We start from the raw sequence: 19,762 nt of genomic DNA, 5'->3' as shown, positions 1-19,762 counted from the left end.
AGATGAAGAAAATATGCTTTTTGTTTGCCTTTTCTGTGTTCATCACTACCGGGCAAATTGATCTGAATAAGTTTACTACACTACAGTCATCCGGGAAGATTCCTTCCGATTTCTCTGCCTTAACCCATGAAAAAGTCGCGGGTGATAACCAACGGAATACCAACCTGACGGAAAAGTCGGATGAAGAATTTAAACAAAACATTCATTATTCGATCGATCAGATCATTCACTCCGGACAATGTGTATACGGTGATCCGATTTCTGTTTATGTGGATAAAATCGCGCAACGGTTATTGAAAGACGACAAAGAACTGTATTCAAAACTTCGGTTTTATACCCTTAAATCCAATGTCAGCAACGCGTTTTCAACGCATCAGGGGATCATTGTTTTTACAACAGGATTGATTTCTCAGTTTGCCAATGAAACGCAGTTGGCCTATGTTCTGGCACATGAAATTGTCCACTACCGGGAAGAACACGTCGTTCAGACGTTTGAATGGAAATTACAGCATGAGTACAACCGGGAAAATATCGGGCAGTTTAATAATTATTCGAAAGAAAAAGAATTTGAAGCAGATAGCAAAGCCGTCGATATGTGTCTGAAAGCAGGGTACTCTGCTACGGAGATATACAATTCTTTCGATGTACTGATGTTTTGTCATTTGCCGTTTGACGAGATAAAATTCCCGTCAGATTATTACAATACGCCATTATTTTTTGTTCCCGAAAAAGAATTCACAACGGAAGTGTTCCCGATCAAAATTGATGAAGCCTACGATGATGCAAACAGTACGCACCCGAATGTGGAAAAGCGAAAAGAAACCATCCGTCCGCACCTGGAAAATCAATTCGGAACGGGAAATGCGTTTGTCGGAAGTACGGATGAGTTTACAACAATCCGGAATTATGCCCGTTTTGAATCTGTGCGCACCAGTATTATTGACCTGGAATTATCCAAAGCGTTGTACCAGCTTTTCCTGCTTGAAAAGGAATTTCCGGACAATTACGCATTAACCAGGTGGAAAGCACATACCTGGTTAGGACTATTGAATGCTAAATTAAACGGACACTGGACAGATGTAACGGTACCGAAACAAAAACTGGAAGGAGAAAGTGCTGTTTTGTATCAATACATTAAAAAACTGGATAAATACGCAGTCAGTTCCCATGCACTTAGAACGATAACAGACGCGTTATCCGTTTATCCCGATAGTGAAGAATTAAAAAAGATCCGTTCATCAATGATGAAGATCATCGCTGCTTCCGGAAGCTGGTCCTGGACGAAATACAGTGATATTCCGTTTGAAAAAGCGTTTGAGCCCAAGGTAGAAGAGAACGATTTACTTGTTTCAGGGACAATAGATTCGACGAGTACACAGGCAAATGAACCCTTGACGAAATACGATCGGATTAAAGGTACCGGTGCAGGGAAAAGTACATCAGCAACAGCTATCAGTGATTCATCCAGGTACTATTTGTTCGGAATTTCCGACCTGATTTCCGACCCGTCTTTTTTGAACGAGTTTAAAGGTTATCAGGAAGAAGCAGATAAACTGAGCGCTGAGCGATCAGCTAAAAAGAAAGCGGGAGGCAAAACAGCAAAGACATCTTCTGTTGTCGGGGAACGTCTGATTGTTGTAGAGCCAAGCACGGTATACATTACCCGGCAAAATTATGATTTCGAAAAAACAGATGCTTATCAAACGAAATTAGTAGAGGCCATTAATTACACGGCTGAAAAAGAAGGAGTGAAATTGTTTGATTACAGTACCAAATCGCTCAACCAGGGGGGGACAGATGTCTTCAATCAACGAAATACAATGATGAATTACCTGCTTCAGTACGCGGCATTGCCTGAAGCGACGCACTTTGTTCCGGTAGATTTTGAATTGATTCAGCACATCCAGCAAAAATGCGGAACAAGCAGGGTGTTGTTTTCCTGGACGGAATATTATACCAATGCGAGAGGTGCAGTTGCATCTGTTATTACAGGAGCGATTATTCCACCTCTTTTTCCTGCGATGTTGCTCACAGGAGTTTCAAAGTATAAGTTATGTGAAATTGCGTTTATCGTTTTTGATATGGAAGAAGGAAATGTAAGTTATGTTCAATCAAATAAAATGAAAACTTCGGGAGGAAACCTGGTGTTGAAGAGCGAAGTTCACAACTTATTTAACGCAAAAAAATAAGCGCAATGAAACAATTTATCAGCTATAGTTTTTGTTTGCTTTTTAGTTTTTCGGCGTCGTCTCAAGGAGGATATTTCGGAAAAAAAACAGTTGTTTCTGTTGATGGATCACTTCGTGCAACCTTAATTTATCAGAGCATGTTGAGCAATTACAGGTACAACACGGGAACACTGACAGGTGAGTCGTCTAATCCGGTTATTGCCGGTGGTTTTACGGCTTCTTTATCGCATTATTTTACAAAAAATGTAGGAATTGGCATTGATTTCAGTATGACATTCAATCAACTGAAAATGCCATATGCAAAACAACTGTCTTATCTCCCTGATTATAACCAGGGATATTATATCGATTATAACTCAACTGCTACGATTGAAAAAATGAACATGCGCACCTATTATATCATCCCGAAATTTGAATGGGCATCGCGTGGAAATTTACCAATCGGAATTTGTCATAGCATCGGAATCGGTTATGCGAATTCTGTACTAACAAACGATAATTACCGAATCCTGGTACGCAACCTGTACGATAATAACGGGAACCTTATCCCGAGTATGGAATACAAGGAAAGTACCTCTACACAGCGCACGTTGCATGGTGTTGTGTTAGAATATGGTGTGAAATTACGTCTTCCGGTCACTTCATTTATGGCGGTGAATGTAGCTTCCAATCTGCGGTTTCACATGCCACATCTTCAAAACCTTACGATGGGAGGAGATAGTGAATACATTGATTGGGAGGAAGATGTCCGCAGGTCTATGCGCACCAGTCGTGGTTCAAATATCATGGACATCCGCGCCGGGTTGTCGTTTATCCTGTTTTAACAGTTGGATTACGTTGGTGGAAACTCCATTGCTGAGTGTTCTGTCTCATTGTTTGAGATTGACGAATCATTGATCTGGTTTATAAATAACAATGGCCCCATAATCGGAGCCATTGTCATACTATCTATTCTAACTATTCTTACAACCTGTCGTTAATCCTTTATTACTCTCATCAGTGTCATTTGATCTCCACGATAAACGCGAACAAAGAATATATTTGACGGATAGGTTGAAAGATCAAATGTTGTTTGCGCTGCATGTGGCTCAGTCGTTTCAAGTACTTTTCCAAGCAGGTCGATCAGTTCTGTACGCTCAATCGGGGCATCAGTTGACGTAATCGTAACCGTGCTGTTTGTTGGTACAGGATAAACACTAAGTGTTGCATCTTGTTGCAGTTCGTCGATTCCCACGAAGTCAACTTGTATGCAGTTTGAAGTATCTGAGCAACCATAAACATTGTCTGTGATGATGACCGCATAACTTCCTGTGTGCTGTGCCTCAAATGATGCACCTGTTTCACCGGAAACCGGAGACATGTCGAAACAGTTCACCCATTGAGCTGTCATGTCGACAAGTGTTCCTGCGCTAAGTACAGGCCCTGATGAAAAAATTGATGCCATCACTGTATGAACGGTAATTTTCATTTCGTCAGTTGCCGTACATCCGTTCGTATCTGTTCCTGTAACCGTATAAATTCCGGTTGCCTGAGGCGTAAATGGCATTCCATCCGTTACACTATGATTCCAGGCGTAGGTTTCTGCCCCTGTTCCGGAAAGCGTGTATTCTTCTCCTTTACAAAGATCCACATCCGGTCCTGCCGAAACGATTGGTAGTGCGCTGACGGTTATGGTGACCGTATCTTCTTTACTACACCCGTTATCATCTGTTCCGATAACGATGTATGTTGCTGTATTTTCCGGTTCAAACGCAACGTTATCCGTTATATTGTTATTCCATACATAAGAAGTGGCACCTTGTCCTGCCAGTGTCGCAGAATTACCCTCACAGACATTGAAATCCGGTCCTGCGAAAACATCCGGGTTCTGATTGACGGTTAGGGTAAACAGATCGGTTCCCGTACATCCTACTGAGTCGGTACCAATGACAGAATAAGTTACAGTTGTATCTGCCAGAAATGCCACGCTGTCTGTAATACCATTATCCCATGCGTAGGTTTCTGCCCCTGTACCGTAAAGCAATACTTCTGTACCTGCACATACTGTTGACGCTGTACTGGTTATTTCTACAACGGGTATGGAAACAACTACATCAAGTGTATCGTGCAATGTAGTTGCACATCCCGGAATGCTTGCTGACACAGTATATTCCGTTGTCATTGACGGTGCTGCCGGAATAGAAGTTGTTGTTTCTCCTGTTCCCCATGTTATTACTGTTCCGGGTTGATCGGCCAATGTATAATGAATCATCCCGTTCCATACACGCGGTTGATAAACGGCACCGGTTCCCATGGTAAACGGATATTCCATGCCACCTCCCTCAAGAAACGTAATATTAGCATCGCTGCTGTATACGTTCCCCACATTGGTACCGTTTGAATAGTTCAGAGCGACTCCTCCCTGTACACTGGAAGTTACATAGAATGCGTACGTTTCTCCTGCAGGTATTGTGATGTTCACATCGACTGCTACCGGTGAAAACCCTCCTGTATATGCTACAGGTGCAGAACCGATGAACGTCCATGCTGAAGGTGTGTTGGCAAAACCATTCCAGGTGCCGGTTTTGTAATAAATCTCAATGGTTGTGTTTCCCATTGGAGAAGCATCAAATGAGAGGATGGTTACCGCATTCGTTGCCACAATGTCGAACATATTTCCACGGTGATTGTTCCCTGCTGTATTGGAAGCCTGAAGTTGCATACCTTCTCCGTTTGCCAATGCATTGAGAGTGATGCTGTCTCCGGCGCAGATCAATGAATCCGTGGAGCTGAGAATAACCGAACAAGGCTGTGCATATGCATTGGAACTAACTAATAACACAAATAGCAGAACTCCGATGGAAATCTGTAAGTAAGTAAAATTTTTCATCTAAAATAGTTTTTGACAAAGGTATTTAAAGCACTGTATTTCAGATCAAGGGTAAACACCTGTTCTTAACAATCAGGTAATTTTTATCGTTTCGTTTAACATTTCTGTTTTTGAGGTAATTGGTGATCACAATCAGTGAAAAGTGTATACAGCAATGGTGTGATGGTGCACACCGCCACATTTGAAATGAAATACATTTTTAAGGAAGTTTAGTTTTCTGTATGCTATGCTTCCGGTGCCAGCCGTAGCCGGATACCGTCGATGGCTTCTGAAATGTGAATCTGGCATCCCAGGCGACTGTTTGGCTTTACAAAAAATGCCTGATCAAGCATGTCCAGCTCATCATCGGATTGTTCCGGTAATTCATGATCTGATTCCAGGTAACACTGGCAGGTGGCGCACATCGCCATTCCTCCGCATTCTCCTGCTACAGGTAATTCATAGGATTTACACAGTTCCATGATGTTCATGTTCATGTCTGTGGGGGCAAGTAACGCATGTTCCTGTCCTTCTCTGTCGATAATGATTACTGTAACGTCGGTCATTGTTTCTGAAATTCCCTGCAAATATACCCTAAAATCTTAAGATCAGCTTCAGGTTGAATCGTCTTTGCGTCAAATAATTCGGTACGGCATAATACCCGCCATTGACATCCTGAACCCATTGTTTGGACATCTCGTTGTTTATGCCTAACAGGTTGTAGACTTCAAATGAAAGAATCGCATCGGTAAATGCTTTATTGAAAAAGTTTGTTTTTACCTGCTGATTGTTCTTCTCTTTCATGCGTTTATTGTAGAGAAAGTCATATGAAGTACCGAAGTCAACCCGGAAATAGGATTTCATGCGCAAGGTATCTTTATAACGATCATATCCCGGAGGGCCAAAGGGAAGTGGTGTTCCGAATTGCAGTCCCACCTGAACGCTCAATGCTTCAAAATTCGGCATCTGATCCTGAATCAGTACTCCGATATTGACCAACTGGTCTGTCGGACGCGGAATGTACCCCGGAGAAATGACAGCTGAGTCAACCACGACCTGGTCATCACTGTATCCGAAATAAATCTTTTCGCCCGCAGCATTGTAATATTCCGTATAGGAATCAGACTTGATGTCTTCTCTCGTCTGCATGATTCCCAGCTTGAAATACGAAGTGATTCCCTCAATAAATTCACCGTTGAGGTTAAAATCAATTCCGACAGCATACGCAGTTGCGTCATTGTTGGCATAGTAGCGGGTTCTGACATTTTCAACTTTGTACGGATTCACATCCCACATGTACTTGTAGAATACTTCCGTGGTAAATTTGAACGGGTTATTTCTTCCCCACATGAAAAAGAACATGTCATATCCGAGTACGGCATGGTATGATTTCTGGGACAGTACATTGGTGTTTAAAGCTCCCTGGAATGTCCTCATTTCCCGGTAAATCGGTGGTTGATAATACAACCCCGTAGAGAAACGCAGGCTCACATTCCGGCGTTCAATGGTAGAATCTTTTACCAGGTATGCTCTCGGGTAGTGCATCACCGAAATACGCGGTGTAACAAAGAACTCATTGTTTACACTGGTATAAGCAGCACGTGTTCCTACGGAAAGCGCCCATTTGGTGGCAGATGCCTGTATCGTGTCCCGGAAGGTAACTTTGTGCTTGACTTTATTTGCGTCTTTGTATGTTTTGGAGAGTTGTACCGGATGATCAATTTTTGTACGTGACCATACCGAATTCAACTGAACGTGACCACTGAGCCTGCTGGCCTGCAAGTTTAATTTCCCTTTGATGACTTCCGATAAATTGACCTTGTGGTCATTCGATTGCGGTAAACTATATCCTGCTGAGTCAACAAGTTTCCACTCGCTTAGCACGTCATAAAAGTCATCCTGCTGGTAATTGAGTCCCCACAACAAATCAAATTGATTGTGTTTTGTACGTTCGGCATTCAGAAACCCGTTTTTCAGGGAGCGGCTTCCGGTATGATAGATGTTCAGAATAGTTGCGCGCAGGCGGTTGCGTGCATGGTCGAGGAAGGTTCCCACTCCCAGTACCGCAATGGAGTCTCCGTATTCTTCTTTGGAAGGATCTGTTTCCAACTGATTGATGTAATATTGTCCCTGTACATCAAAGTACTCGCGTTCATCGGAATGAAATGCCGTGGCAAAGAAATTTAATTTGGTTTTACTGTCTTCAGAAGCAAACGCAAATTTTGTTCCTCCCATCATTGTACGGAAACGGGTTTGCTCTTTTCCGTCGAAGTAAATCATCAGGGAGTACGCTTCATTGGCCGGACCGAAGTTGGTCTGTGCCGTTTGCGGGGTGAATGAGTAATTGTTGTCCGAAATATGTGCAATTGCAGACCAGGTCCATTTATCGCTGATGATGTACTCCGTCAGTAACTGTGCGTCCCAGAATACAGGATTGTAAGCGCCTTTTGTGGGAAGGGAATTCAGGAAGTAGCCATTGGAGCGATACCGTGCCCCCATCATGTAGCTGAACCGTTTCTTTTTCCCCAACTGTTGTTCCAGGTGTCCTTCTACCCCGAGCATGGAGGCCATGACCGATCCTTTAAATTTTTCAGGAGTCCGGTATTTTATATCCAGTACGGAACTCATTTTATCGCCGTATTGCGCATCAAACCCTCCTCCGGAAAAGCTAAGAGATTCAACCAGTGCACTGTTGATGAAACTCATTCCTTCCTGTTGCCCGGCCCGTGTCAAAAAAGGTCGATAGATTTGAAACCCGTTCACATAGACCAGGTTTTCATCGTAATTACCTCCCCGTACATTGTAGTTGGAAGTGAGTTCATTACTTGAACGCGCCGCAGTGGTGAACACCAGTACATGCTCCGGACTCTGCAGGGGAATTGTCTGCCAATCCCTGAGTTTGATGGGAGTCAGTTCAAAAGGTTTTTCAATGTTGTGGATGACGGTGTGTCCCTGCAAGTCTCTTACATTCACTTCCGGAATTGTTTGAACCGGAGGCAGGGAAGTCGACTGTTGATCCTGTACATAAAATTGCTGAACCAGCTTAAATGAATCTCCGGGAATGGTATATTGAATGACCAGGGAGTCTCCTACATGTGCGGAAAATGAAAAGTGCCCGTTTAGATCGCTGAAAATCGGGGTGTTTCGCTGATTTATCCGGATCAGAACATCGCTGACACCTTCCTGTTTTTTATTGATGCATCGTCCGTTGACCACTACTTCCTGTGAGAAAGCATGGGTTAGAAAACATAAGAAAATCAGAAAAATCCAATTACGCATGGGGGCAAAAATAACCTTACAAACGGAAAAATAGGTGCTTTATTTCAGAATAATGTTTCAAAGATTGGTTTTTTCGAGTGAACAGTACTGAATTGTGCCTTATTGCGGGCAGTCAAAGTTCTTTTTTTAACATTAAAAGTTGGGATTTAATCCATTCCAACCGGGAGATGACAGCATCAACATCATGTGTTACTGTTTCAACAGGTGCCTGTTTCTTTTTCAATTCCTTTTTAGCACCTTCCAAAGTAAACCCCTGAATTTTAACTAACTGATAAATCTTGTTAAAAATTTCGATGTCTTTTGGAGAGAACAGACGGTTTCCTTTTTTATTTTTTTTGGGTTGAATAAGTGTAAATTCTTTTTCCCAAAACCTTATCAACGAGTGGTTTACGTCAAACATTTCTGCTACCTCACCAATCGTGTAATACAGTTTATTTAAGGATTTTATGTCGATTTTAGGAGTCAAACCGGTTTTTTATTTATCCGAAATTAGTTATAATTTTGCAACTTCAGGAAAATGAACGAATGAAATTTATTGTTTCTCTATTGGCAGCGTGTATTTTTTCAGCCTGGTCTTTTGGTCAGTCTGCGCCTGCTGGTACGGATACAATTTCGGTTAAAAAAACAGATTCACTTACTGTGAATGAAAAACCTGTTTTGAAAAACGGGAAACACATCGACGACATGATTTCATTTGCCAAAACATTCCTGGGAACACCCTATCGGTATTCGGGAAGTTCTCCTTCCGGGTTTGATTGCTCTGGTTTTATCAATTATGTAATGGGAGGTTTTGGATTTTCATTGCCCCGATCCAGTTACGCCATCGCTGAACTGGGAAAAACAGTCAAGCTGTCAGAAGTACAACCCGGAGACTTACTGTTTTTTAAAGGAAGAAACATCAATTCGACGACTGTCGGACATGTCGCAATGGTTGTTGAGGCAAATGAACATGAGATTAAAATGATTCACTCATCGACTTCCAGAGGGGTCATTATTGAAAACTTCAAGAACAGTAAATACTACATTCCGCGCTTTATCAAGGCAAAGCGAATGGAGTATACCCGTGATTAAAAGAAACACCCCCGAAATTCAGTGATTCCGGAGGTGCTCCGGTTTTTGGTTTACTTATGAACGATTACCAATTTGGTTTTGTTATAGCTCGACCGGGCAGATTCAAGACCAATAAAATAAACACCCTCACTTAGCTTGTTTGTAGGAATGGTTATTTCTTGTGCATTGACCGGAAATTTCGATACCACATTCCCGTTGACAGAAGAAATGGTCAGATTTCCTGTTACAGGTTGCTCAAACCGAATGGTGACGTTGTCCGCAGCCGGATTGGGGAATGCTGTAAAAGTTGATAGCGACTGAAGTTCTTCCACACCCAATGGTTGGATTGTACACCCCTCTATTCCCGCATCGTACCATTGCTGAATACTGTCAGCAACAAGTAGTAAATCAGCTGCATTCTGAAGGCTGTTGCCGCTTCTGTTGTACAAAATGGCAAAGGATAATTCTTTTTTACCTCCCGGGAGCAGGATAGCGTCGAATGTGGTTAATGTTCGTACGTCACGCGGAGGGTTTCCTATACCAGTTTCACTGTATGAGTTGCTAACCAACGGACTTTCGTGGTACATGAAACGAGTAGGATTCCCGTTATTGTCGAGTATGTTGCTTCCGTCACTCCAGTACCCGTTCATATTCATCCACATTCCGGAGGCAAAAGATGGTAATATGTGAGGATAACTTGAACTACTAATATCTTTGTAGGCAATAAATGAACTTGCTTTTTGATTCAAAGACAGGAAACCTGCAGCAGGCGGGTTTGTACCAAAACCCGGAATTCCTGAATTGGGTTCATCAATATTATCGGCATTGTAAGCATAAAATACGTTTTTAGTTGTATCACACCCGACATAATCATCTGTCGAATTACCGATATCATTGTCGGCAAATAAGCTGATTTTAAAATCTTGCCACATCGTATTTGTCCGATTGTAAACTGTTACATCCATGAATGTCGTGTTGTTCAACGCGTTATCTGATAAGTACTGGTAAAACATGTAATGTACTTCTATGTGGATGGGTTCTCCCTGTGTTTCGGTGTGTAAGGTATAATCGTTAAGTATCATGTAAATTGCTTCGCATCCTTTGATGAGCGGATACTCTCCCAGTTGCGGTTCATAGATGTCATTTTGATTCAAGTCCCGGAAAGGAGCCAATTTTTCGGCAACTCCAAAATCAGTGTCTCCGTTTCCCGGCCAATTCAAAATGCCGGACGGAATCACATATCCGGGTGTATTCCAGGATTGCATGTGTGTTTCTATTTCGGCGCTTGTTACCTGCCAGATTGCATTGCCGTATGCATTTCCGTAATCGGATGTGCTGTACGGGCCCGGTTTGAAATCAGACCCGGATTCTCCGTACCGCATCCCGGCTAACTTGATTTGACCATTTTCATCAACTGCCCCGAACCAGAAGGCTGTAGCATAGATTAATGATGTGTTGAGTGATTTTGGTACGTAGTATACACCTCTGGCAAACATGGGGTCATTGAAAAAAACACCTGAATTGGAAACCCTGTATTCAGCATTATTTACATCCATTGTGGTGTAATAATTCTGCGCCTGTATCCAGTGGAAATTTAACAACAGAAGTGCGATCGTGTGTAAAAATCTGTTCATAGCTTTTCTTATTAGTGTGATGTAAAGGTACACTGCTAATGACAGATAAAAAACTGATTTTAAACTAATTATTGTTGGTTTTAAACATGTCTAAAACATGATCTTGCACAGTTAACCAGCTGACAATAAGAAGATTGCTTTGATTGGAATTATACAAGTTTCTGATAGGTTTTCCACCACAAATCCGGAATTTCATTTTTCATGGCCCGCTCGTAATCTTCCTGGTTACACGGAACTAAATAATGCCGTTCATATTTTCTTCCTTCTTCCGCAGGGTAGGGAACCTCCATCCACCAACGAGCAGATTTGTCACTTTTATAAAATGTCAATTGTTCGGTGAAATCATCCAGGTGAACAATGAATTTCATGTACTCTTTCCGGGTTCCGATCGGGAAATCGCCTACGCGTGCATTGACGCCGTCGATAAAGTACCAGATGATTTGTGCGACCAGGTTCGAGATGTTTACAGCAGTCGATTTTTCGGGCAAATAATTAAAAATCCCGATGCTGGTCAACTTATCACTTACCCCGGCATAGCGTGCCATCTGACACATTTGCTCTGCATAAAACCCGTTGGGATTTGTATATTGACTATCGACCAGTTCACTGTACCGCAGACTTGTCAGATCAATGCTCAGGATGTCTGAATTTCTCAGGTGTGGTTCAGCGCGTTTGAAATCGGCATTGAATTCGCCCAGGCGGCAATAATCGAAGTAAAGTTTTTCAAATAATTCCAGTTCATCTTTTTTAGCAAACGGAATCTGAAGTCCTATATTGGCGTGATTGAACAAGTAGCAGGGGCGTTGAACCAGTAGCTGGCTGATGTACCCTTCCGCATGAATTTCTTCGTCGGGATTACCAATGTCTAATTTGGAATCAATACTGCACAGGTTGACAAATTGTTCTAATTTTTCATAACCTTTGTACAACGCCATTGTCATGTCCTGCGACCCGCCGATTAAAACGGGAATGATCTGGTTTTTTACCAGCTCCGCGACAATCTTTCCGACAGCAAAGTATGTATCGTTGACAGATTCTCCGGGTAACACATCCCCCAGGTCGTACAGTTGTTTTTCCCAACCACCGGATGAATGAAGTTCATACAACTGTTCCCTGAATTTTTCGCTTGCGGGATTTGAATAGTTGGATTTTCTGAATTCAGGAACATAGAATACGGCAATTCCTCCTTTTTTCAGTTCCGGGAACCCATGTTCAGTATGTATATCGATTTCTTGTCCCAGCCCACTTTCCGATAGGCGTTCAGATGCGACCGGGGCAAAGTAAAACGAAATATCTTCCATAATTTTATTAGTTTGTTTCAAAACTAAGGTGAATCACAATGTGAATTACATCCTTTTTATGAAAGTATGAACGATGAGATGTTTAGAAAATGAGCCGTATGTCATTAAAAAAGCCGATTGTCGTCCTTGCGGGACTGAAACAATCGGCTTCAGTTATATATATTGACGACCATTACAGGAATGTCCTCAGCGGACAAAAACGGTCGGATGGTCCAATCAGAAACGGTATCCCACTGTCAATTGCAACAAGAAATTCTTGTACCGCGGGTCGGTGGATGTACCATCCCCCTTATTGTCCTGGAAGTCCATAGCCGCTCTCGGAGAGATGACAAAGTGACGGATATTGAAATCAAGTCCCAGGTGGATTCCCAGCATGTTTTTTCTCCAGTTGTCGTTTTCAAACTGTTGTTCATCTTCACTTGACAGGTTTCCGACAGAGAGTTTATCCTTTTGGCTGAGCTGGAACCCGATTTGCGGTCCGGCAACAATACTCAGGAACGGTGCGGGCCGGATGGCAACAAGCAGGGGAATGTCAAGGTAATTCGTAGTTCGTTCCATTTCATAAGGAATCGTCATAAATGTACCTGATCCTCTGAACCCTTTTTGAGAAAACATCACTTCAGGTTGTAAGGCGACGATTCTTCCCAGTGGAATGGTTGCGAAAACACCACCTGCGAACCCTGCTTTCGGGTCAGCGGAGAAATCTTCCGCTTTTGTATCCCAAATATTGGAAACGTTTGCACCTGCTTTAACACCAAAAGTAAATCTTTCTCTTAAATCGTCTTGAGCAACCGCTGCTGCAGAAATGAATAGTCCAACGGCCAATACTCCTAAATTTTTTGTAATCATAACATCTAATTGTAAAAGGTTTCTACTATTTATGCAGATTGATTTTCAACCGGCTTTTTCTAAAGGTAAGTAAAAAAATAAATTGCTTTTTTGACTTTAACAATCGTTAACGCTTTAAAAAAGGACACTTTTCAGCGACAAATATTTTACTGTTTCGGGACTAACTATGTGTGTATTTGATTAAAAAACGTAGCTTTGTTCCAGTCTTAAAATGCAATGAGATACCAAACACACATGGCAAAAAATCACCTGGCAATAGACATTAATACATCTGCGGTTCGTTTTGTTAAATTGAACGGCGATTTTGTAATTCAGGAAAAAAACATTCGTTTTACTGATAAGCAAGATTACCGGTACAAGCAGCAACTGGAGGAATTCTGGGAACAAACCGGATGGAAGGAAACTGATTTTGACGATGTCAGCTTATCCTGGTCGGAGAAGCAGACTTCCCTGGTTCCCGTGAATGTGTTCAATGAATCGGATAAGGAGTCAATTTTTGCATTGTCGTTCGGCCGGCATGTTCAGAACGATGAAATTGATTACAACCGGTTGCCCGTGCAGGGAGTGGTGAACGTGTTTTCCATTCCGATGTGGGTGAAATCATTTTTTGTCATCCGTTTTCCCCGCATTGTCATCCAGCACGAAGGAACACATTTGATTCGCGGTGTTTTTTCAGGTCAGACATTCAAACTGAAGACAAAATTGGTGGTACATGAAACCCATTTTCTGATGTTGATTGTTCAGGAAAATAATGTACAGTTTTATTCCTCTTTTGAATGGAACACGCCGGAAGACATTGTTTATTATTATAGTTTTTCCATTCAGCAACAAGGAAAGAGTCAGTTGACAAATGAAATTGAATTAGCTGTCGGAGCCGGAGCAGAGCTGGATACAGAACAATTAAAGCGAAGTTTAGAAGCGATTCACGGAACCAATGTTCAGGTGTTGACAGGCAATCATCTGATCGAAAAATACCAGCAATTGTGCGTATAATAAGGGGGATACTAAAAACGAAAAAAATCACGGTGCCGAAGAATTTTCCTTCCCGGCCGACGACTGATTTTGCTAAAGAAGGGTTGTTCAATATGCTGGAGAACCGCTTTGATTTTATTGATCTGAAGTTATTGGACTTGTGTGCCGGAACAGGAAATATTTCCTTTGAATGGTTGTCGAGAGAAGCAGGTAAAGCGGTTGCGGTTGACAGTAATTTCAATGTTGTCCGGCATATCCGTTCCCTGACGAAGTCTTTTGAAATGGAATCATTTATTCAGATCGTTCAGTCGGATGTTGTGAAATACCTCGAAAAAACAACTGAAAAGTTTGATTTAATTTTTGCAGATCCTCCGTACGAAGCAAAATTTCATGCCGACATTGTGCGGTTAGTGTACGAGCGCGACTTGTTGAATGAAAACGGCTTGTTGATCATTGAACATGGAAAACGAACCGATTTAAGTGAATTGCCTCACTTTGAATTGAGCAGGGGATATGGGAATGTCATTTTCAGCCTTTTTTCGAAGGAATAACTAAAAAAGGTTCTGTTCTAAAAGTTGGGTGATGAAATCATGTTGAATAAATTGCTCAAATCCTTGACTGTATTGAAGCCACTTTTGTACGGTACCGCCCGTTGTTCCATAACCACAGATACACGGATTACTTCTATTGACTATTAAGTCGGTGTCATTTTTTTCTTTGTTCGTTCCTTTTCAATCCGAGCATCCGTGGTGAAAATATCGTCCAACTTTTAGAACAGAACCCTAAAAAAATAACCTTTCCCGGATTGAGAAAGGTTATTGAAATGCGATTATCACTTATTTCTAGTGGTGATGTCCTCCCGGTCCGTGTACGTGTCCGTGGGAAATCTCATCGGCTGTTGCTTCTCTTACATCCGCAATGGAAATTTCAAATGTCAGGACTTCACCTGCCAACGGATGGTTCAGATCCAATGTCACGTCTTCTCCTTCAATTTTTGAAATACTTGCAATCGCCGGTCCTTGTTCTGTTTCCAGCTGAACCTGCATTCCTACCTGCATTTCCTCATCTCCCTGGAAACCGCTTTTCGGAACAATGTGCAGTAATTCATCACTTCTGTGACCGTATGCATGTTCTGGCTGAACAACTACCACTTTCGATTGTCCTTTTTCCATTCCATCGATTTCGTTTTCAAGACCCGGGATTAATGCACCTACTCCGTGTAAGTACAATAAAGGAGCTCTTCCCTGTGAAGAGTCAAGTACTTCTCCCGCGTTGTTTTTTAATGTGTAATCCAACGAAACCACAGAATTTGCTGTTATTTTCATGTGTCAAAGTTACAATATTTCGAGCTTCGGTTGTTTTTTATCCGTAAAAAAACGCAGATTATTTAAAAAAAATGTTAATTTTATAATTGCTAAATTATGTGGGAAATCATTCCCGGTTATAAAACTATACGATATGAAAATCAAGCTAGTAACGGTCTGTGCTTTTTTCTCCTTTTGCTTAACGGCATCGGCACAGATACAAGGCGACGGAGGGGCGCCTAAAAGTAAAACCATTCAACCTTCAGCATTAAAAACCGTTCTTTTTCAGGAGCCGGATGTGGCAGCGTTAAGAGCAGAAGATGCAATCAATGATGCTGAAAAGACAGGACCGTGGCGATTCGGGTACAATAACGATACATGGATCAACATGGACAATGCCGGAGAATGGTATGAGCTGACCAATGGCGGAAAACTCTGGATAATTAAATTAAAATGCAAAAATGCGTACACGGTCAATCTGACGTTTGAGAACCTGGTTATTCCGAAAGGCAATGAACTGTATGTGTACAATGAAGATAAGTCATTTATCCTGGGTAAATTTACCGATAATCACGTATATGAAGGCCAGTTGGGAACAGAATTGGTTCCCGGAGAAGTTGCAATTGTAGAGTATTATGTTGCTCCTCAAAACAAGGCTATTCCCGTTTCACTTTCCATTGACAAAGTAACACATGGTTATCGGACGGCATCTGAATATGTTGAGAAAGGATTGAATACCTCCGGAAACTGTAACATGAATGTGAATTGCCCGGACGGAGCTGCCTGGGGCGATCAGAAACGGGGAGCAGTGATGCTGGTGTCCGGTTCAAACGGATTCTGCTCCGGATCAATGATCAACAATACGGCAAATGACGGAAAACCGTACGTATTGACAGCGAATCACTGTTATAGTAACCCGGCAACCTGGATTTTCCGGTTCAATTGGGAAGCGGCGACATGCACTAACCCGACTACGTCTCCTACGTTTCAATCGTTGAGTGGCGCTGTTTTGAGATCAAGAAGAACACCAACTGATTTTTGTTTGGTGGAAATCACCGGAGGATTGCAGGGAGGAACTGTTCCGGCATCGTACAACACGTATTTTTCAGGTTGGGACAATTCGGGTACGGTTCCAACGTCTACGGTGAGTATTCACCATCCGGACGGAGATATCAAGAAAATTTCATTTGACGACAATCCTGCTTCTGCGGTACAGGCAATGGGATCGTCTGAAGCAACCAGTAGCTGGATGGTTTCCTGGGATCGCAATACCACAACGGAAGGAGGGTCTTCCGGATCTCCTTTGTTTGATCAAAACCACCGGATTATCGGTCAGTTGTGGGGTGGAGGAGCTTCGTGTTCCAACCTTTCTGCTGCTGACTATTACGGACGTGTCGCCCAGTCATGGGAACCGGCAGGAAGTAATTCCACCAACCAATTGAAATACTGGCTGGATCCTTCCGGCTCCGGAGTGACAGTTCTGGACGGTTATGATCCGAATGCGGTATCGGTGAGTGATGATGCCGGCATTCAGTCTGTTACCGAGCCGATGGGGACGTACTGTGAAACATCGGTGACACCTTCTGTTGTCTTGAGAAACTATGGAATGAACAACCTGACAAGTGTAACAATTCTTTATGCTTCTACCGGTGTTGCGCAACAAACGTATAACTGGACAGGGACACTGGCTCCGGGAGCTACAGCAACGGTTGTGTTGCCGACGATGACGGTGAACAACGGAAACTCGACATTTACCGTTCAGACATCACAACCAAATGGTGTGGCAGATAACAATACGGCAAATGATTTGAAAACATCTACGTTTACAGCGACAGCCAATGCGCTTCCTTTGACTGTAACGATCTCTACGGATTGTTACGGGTATGAAACCTACTGGAGAATTCTGGATGGAAGCTCTGCAGTGGTTTTATCCGGTGGTAACCAGTCGGTTCAACTTCCGGGAGGAGTACAGAATGCTTCAGCCTCAGGTGCCGGAGCGTATGGCAACGCGACAACGTACGCCATTCCGGGATGTTTGCCACAAGGATGTTATACATTTGAAATATATGATGATTACGGAGACGGTTTATCTTCCAGTTCCGGTCCGGGATGCAGCACTTCGGGCGCAGGATACAGTATTTCTGACGGAAGTACTACGCTGGTGTCAATGACCTCTGCTACGTTTGGGGCAATTGCTTCTCACAACTTCTGTTTGGGTATTGCATCACCGTGTAGCTCTGCTTCTCCTTTGACGGCAACAACAGCAAGTACCATCAGCAGTGGAAATAACGGAACCGCGACAGTGACTCCGAACGGGGGAGTTTCTCCATATACTTACAGCTGGTCAGGGCCGGGAGGATTTACATCGTCGAATCAAAATCTTTCAGGACTGGTACCCGGAACTTATACCGTTGCCGTAACGGATGATTGCGGTACGGTGACAAACGCAACGGTTGTCGTTCAGAGTTCTGTAGGAATCAACAGTGCAGATGCGCATAGCTTTGCGGTGTATCCAAACCCGAATTCCGGTAAATTCACGATTGAATTTGCACAGGATTTAACCGAAGAATATACCATTTCGATTATGGATTTGACAGGTAGAACTATTTATACGACTTCAGATTCCAAATTGAAGAAAGTGATTGACCTGGATAACCTTGCTACCGGGAAATATATTTTGAATGTCAGAACGGCAACGTCATCTACGAATCAAAGTGTGTTGATCCGATAAAATCGAACGGAATAAACGAATGAGAAAGAGCCGGCAATACGCCGGCTCTTTTTTTGCTGTTGTATTCTGAAAAAAGAAATATGTGACTGACTATATTGTAGTTACTGATATGCAATGTTACCAAACCCCTTTTGTGTATAATTATGGTCATCAACATCTTTTTTGTCATAGAATACAAAAGGGAACAAATTCGGGAAGTTTACACAGAGATAGTGTTTTGTGATAAACAACAAATTCATGAACTCATGATGAAAAAAGTAGAATTGGAGAAGATTACAACAAAATATTATTCTTTTAAATCTTTAATTTATCATAACAATATTAATTTGAAAACGGAACTTTCTACAATGTTAATCGCTGAATATGAAGAAAAGTGTTCTTGATGTCCTATCCATTATTCAGATTGATATACCTGTACAACTTACCGGAATTTTCTCTTGATGTGATAATATTGGAACAGCAATCTGTCATACCACATCACATACAAAAGTAAGATGGCGGGTACGAGAAGTGTCATAAGTCCGGCATAGCGATGTACATAGCCTCCCAAAATGCCTCCAAGAAAGAAACAACCAATAATTGAGAGTTTCAGGTAAATACTTCTTTTCAACCTGATTTTTTGCTGCCTTTCTTTGTGGAACGGTAATTGGGATAGCTCAATCCCCAGGTCCGTGAACAGTCCTGTTAAGTGCGTGGTTCTGACCACGGACTGCGAAACTTTGGTAACAAGTGCATTCTGTAAACCCATAGCAAACAGAAGGACAAAAGAAAATACTATAGGTTGTTGTGGAAATCCACCCTCCCTCAGCAAATCTGAGAATGCTACTGCTGTTATACAGACAATCTCTACGGAAATTGGAATTATATAGGAAGGCATGTGTCTGTGTCGCGAAGTCCACTCCATAATAAAACTGGAAATGAATGCACCGAACAGAAAAAAAAGAATACAAAAAAGAAAAGTTATGGCAGTAGCATATTCCTTTAGGAACAATTCCTCGGAAAAATAAGCAAAGTGACCGGTTACATTTGTGGTTAATGTTCCTAAAGAAAGAACCCCGGTAATATTGACAATACCTGCGACGGTGGATAGAACGGAAGCTAGTCTTAGATTGTGGATAAAGGTACGTGCCTTTCCCTTGTGTCTGAGCATTCTGGATTGATTTATATGATAATCAAAGTTACAAAATAAACAAACACCAGAATCCGGGTTTTAGCCACCTCCACCTAAAACGCTTAGCTTGTTAAGGGATTTTTGATTAGTTGACGAGACTTTAATTCCCGGAAACGTTACGACGATCTTATCGCTTTGTTCACGATATGAAAATTTGACACATAAAACCTCGCCCCACGATAATCCAGTCCTGTTTCCTTGTCCCGTTCATGTTGCGTCGTCAAAAACTTTTCCGGGTCTCCGGTAGAGGTATTCACATACTCCCGAAGGACTTTACCGTATGGGAAATAATCAGCGGCGTAGTTAATCGCCAGTTCCAATACACCGCCAGCGTAGGTCGGTTCGTACACCACCCGGGTATTCCCCAAATGATCGTAGAGGTAGAACTCAATTTCATTGGGTTCCAGATCACCATCGTGCGTTACATCCTTGAT

At 42.3% G+C, this 19,762-nt stretch carries 16 protein-coding genes; 6 read left to right on the top strand and 10 right to left on the bottom strand.

What is annotated here, in order from left to right:
* The first annotated feature begins 2 nt into the window (after positions 1–2).
* Positions 3–2,189 (top strand): M48 family metallopeptidase, encoded by a 2,187-nt coding sequence (locus tag H9Y05_RS09245; protein WP_216714113.1) that lies wholly within the window; start codon positions 3–5, stop codon positions 2,187–2,189.
* Positions 2,190–2,194: 5 nt separating this feature from the next.
* The gene (locus H9Y05_RS09240; RefSeq protein ID WP_163491424.1) at positions 2,195–3,013 is read left to right on the top strand and encodes a hypothetical protein; all 819 of its coding nucleotides are present in this window, start codon (positions 2,195–2,197) and stop codon (positions 3,011–3,013) included.
* 152 nt (positions 3,014–3,165) lie between these two features.
* On the opposite strand, the gene H9Y05_RS09235 is transcribed toward H9Y05_RS09240, so the two are convergent.
* The 4 genes from H9Y05_RS09235 to H9Y05_RS09220 form a co-directional block, all read right to left on the bottom strand.
* On the bottom strand, positions 3,166–5,058 hold the full coding sequence (locus H9Y05_RS09235) for a T9SS type A sorting domain-containing protein (RefSeq protein WP_163491422.1): 1,893 nt from the start codon (positions 5,056–5,058) through the stop codon (positions 3,166–3,168).
* Between the two features lie 224 nt (positions 5,059–5,282).
* The gene (locus H9Y05_RS09230) at positions 5,283–5,603 is read right to left on the bottom strand and encodes a 2Fe-2S iron-sulfur cluster-binding protein (RefSeq protein ID WP_163491420.1); all 321 of its coding nucleotides are present in this window, start codon (positions 5,601–5,603) and stop codon (positions 5,283–5,285) included.
* Positions 5,604–5,631: 28 nt separating this feature from the next.
* Positions 5,632–8,316, bottom strand: a complete 2,685-nt coding sequence (locus tag H9Y05_RS09225) for a TonB-dependent receptor plug domain-containing protein (protein WP_216714112.1) — start codon at positions 8,314–8,316, stop codon at positions 5,632–5,634.
* Positions 8,317–8,428: 112 nt separating this feature from the next.
* On the bottom strand, positions 8,429–8,770 hold the full coding sequence (locus H9Y05_RS09220; RefSeq protein WP_163491627.1) for a MerR family transcriptional regulator: 342 nt from the start codon (positions 8,768–8,770) through the stop codon (positions 8,429–8,431).
* 71 nt (positions 8,771–8,841) lie between these two features.
* Here H9Y05_RS09220 and H9Y05_RS09215 point away from each other — a divergent pair, with 71 nt between their 5' ends.
* Complete coding sequence (locus tag H9Y05_RS09215) at positions 8,842–9,387, top strand: C40 family peptidase (RefSeq protein WP_163491416.1); 546 nt, start codon at positions 8,842–8,844, stop codon at positions 9,385–9,387.
* A 50-nt stretch (positions 9,388–9,437) separates the two neighbouring features.
* Here H9Y05_RS09215 and H9Y05_RS09210 read toward each other — a convergent pair whose 3' ends face one another.
* From H9Y05_RS09210 to H9Y05_RS09200, 3 genes are all read right to left on the bottom strand, one after another.
* On the bottom strand, positions 9,438–11,000 hold the full coding sequence (locus tag H9Y05_RS09210) for a T9SS type A sorting domain-containing protein (protein WP_216714111.1): 1,563 nt from the start codon (positions 10,998–11,000) through the stop codon (positions 9,438–9,440).
* Positions 11,001–11,149: 149 nt separating this feature from the next.
* Positions 11,150–12,301: a formimidoylglutamase gene (locus H9Y05_RS09205; protein WP_163491412.1), complete on the bottom strand. Its 1,152-nt coding sequence runs from the start codon at positions 12,299–12,301 to the stop codon at positions 11,150–11,152.
* A 216-nt stretch (positions 12,302–12,517) separates the two neighbouring features.
* Positions 12,518–13,150 carry a porin family protein gene (locus H9Y05_RS09200; protein ID WP_163491410.1) on the bottom strand — a complete coding sequence of 211 codons (633 nt, stop codon included), beginning with the start codon at positions 13,148–13,150 and terminating at the stop codon, positions 12,518–12,520.
* Positions 13,151–13,366: 216 nt separating this feature from the next.
* Between H9Y05_RS09200 and H9Y05_RS09195 the strand changes: the two genes are divergently transcribed.
* Complete coding sequence (locus H9Y05_RS09195) at positions 13,367–14,143, top strand: DUF3822 family protein (protein ID WP_216714110.1); 777 nt, start codon at positions 13,367–13,369, stop codon at positions 14,141–14,143.
* A 32-nt stretch (positions 14,144–14,175) separates the two neighbouring features.
* Positions 14,176–14,673 (top strand): RsmD family RNA methyltransferase, encoded by a 498-nt coding sequence (locus tag H9Y05_RS09190; RefSeq protein ID WP_317170296.1) that lies wholly within the window; start codon positions 14,176–14,178, stop codon positions 14,671–14,673.
* 291 nt (positions 14,674–14,964) lie between these two features.
* On the opposite strand, the gene H9Y05_RS09185 is transcribed toward H9Y05_RS09190, so the two are convergent.
* A complete protein-coding gene (locus H9Y05_RS09185; RefSeq protein ID WP_163491404.1) occupies positions 14,965–15,447 on the bottom strand; it encodes an FKBP-type peptidyl-prolyl cis-trans isomerase in 483 nt (160 codons plus the stop codon).
* A gap of 133 nt (positions 15,448–15,580) precedes the next feature.
* On the opposite strand from H9Y05_RS09185, the gene H9Y05_RS09180 reads away from it, so the two are divergent.
* A complete protein-coding gene (locus tag H9Y05_RS09180; protein ID WP_216714109.1) occupies positions 15,581–18,157 on the top strand; it encodes a T9SS type A sorting domain-containing protein in 2,577 nt (858 codons plus the stop codon).
* 421 nt (positions 18,158–18,578) lie between these two features.
* On the opposite strand, the gene H9Y05_RS09175 is transcribed toward H9Y05_RS09180, so the two are convergent.
* Positions 18,579–19,307: a YoaK family protein gene (locus H9Y05_RS09175; RefSeq protein ID WP_216714108.1), complete on the bottom strand. Its 729-nt coding sequence runs from the start codon at positions 19,305–19,307 to the stop codon at positions 18,579–18,581.
* Between the two features lie 137 nt (positions 19,308–19,444).
* Entirely contained in the window at positions 19,445–19,696 is a 252-nt protein-coding gene (locus H9Y05_RS09170; protein ID WP_216714107.1) for an RHS repeat-associated core domain-containing protein, read from the bottom strand.
* Positions 19,697–19,762: the final 66 nt, after the last annotated feature.

The sequence above is a fragment of the Taishania pollutisoli genome (assembly GCF_014518315.1).
In the GTDB taxonomy this organism is placed as follows: Bacteria; Bacteroidota; Bacteroidia; order Flavobacteriales_D; family Crocinitomicaceae; genus Taishania; species Taishania pollutisoli.
The sequence above is the reverse complement of the archived record's forward strand: the minus strand, read 5'-3'. Positions and strand labels throughout refer to the sequence as shown.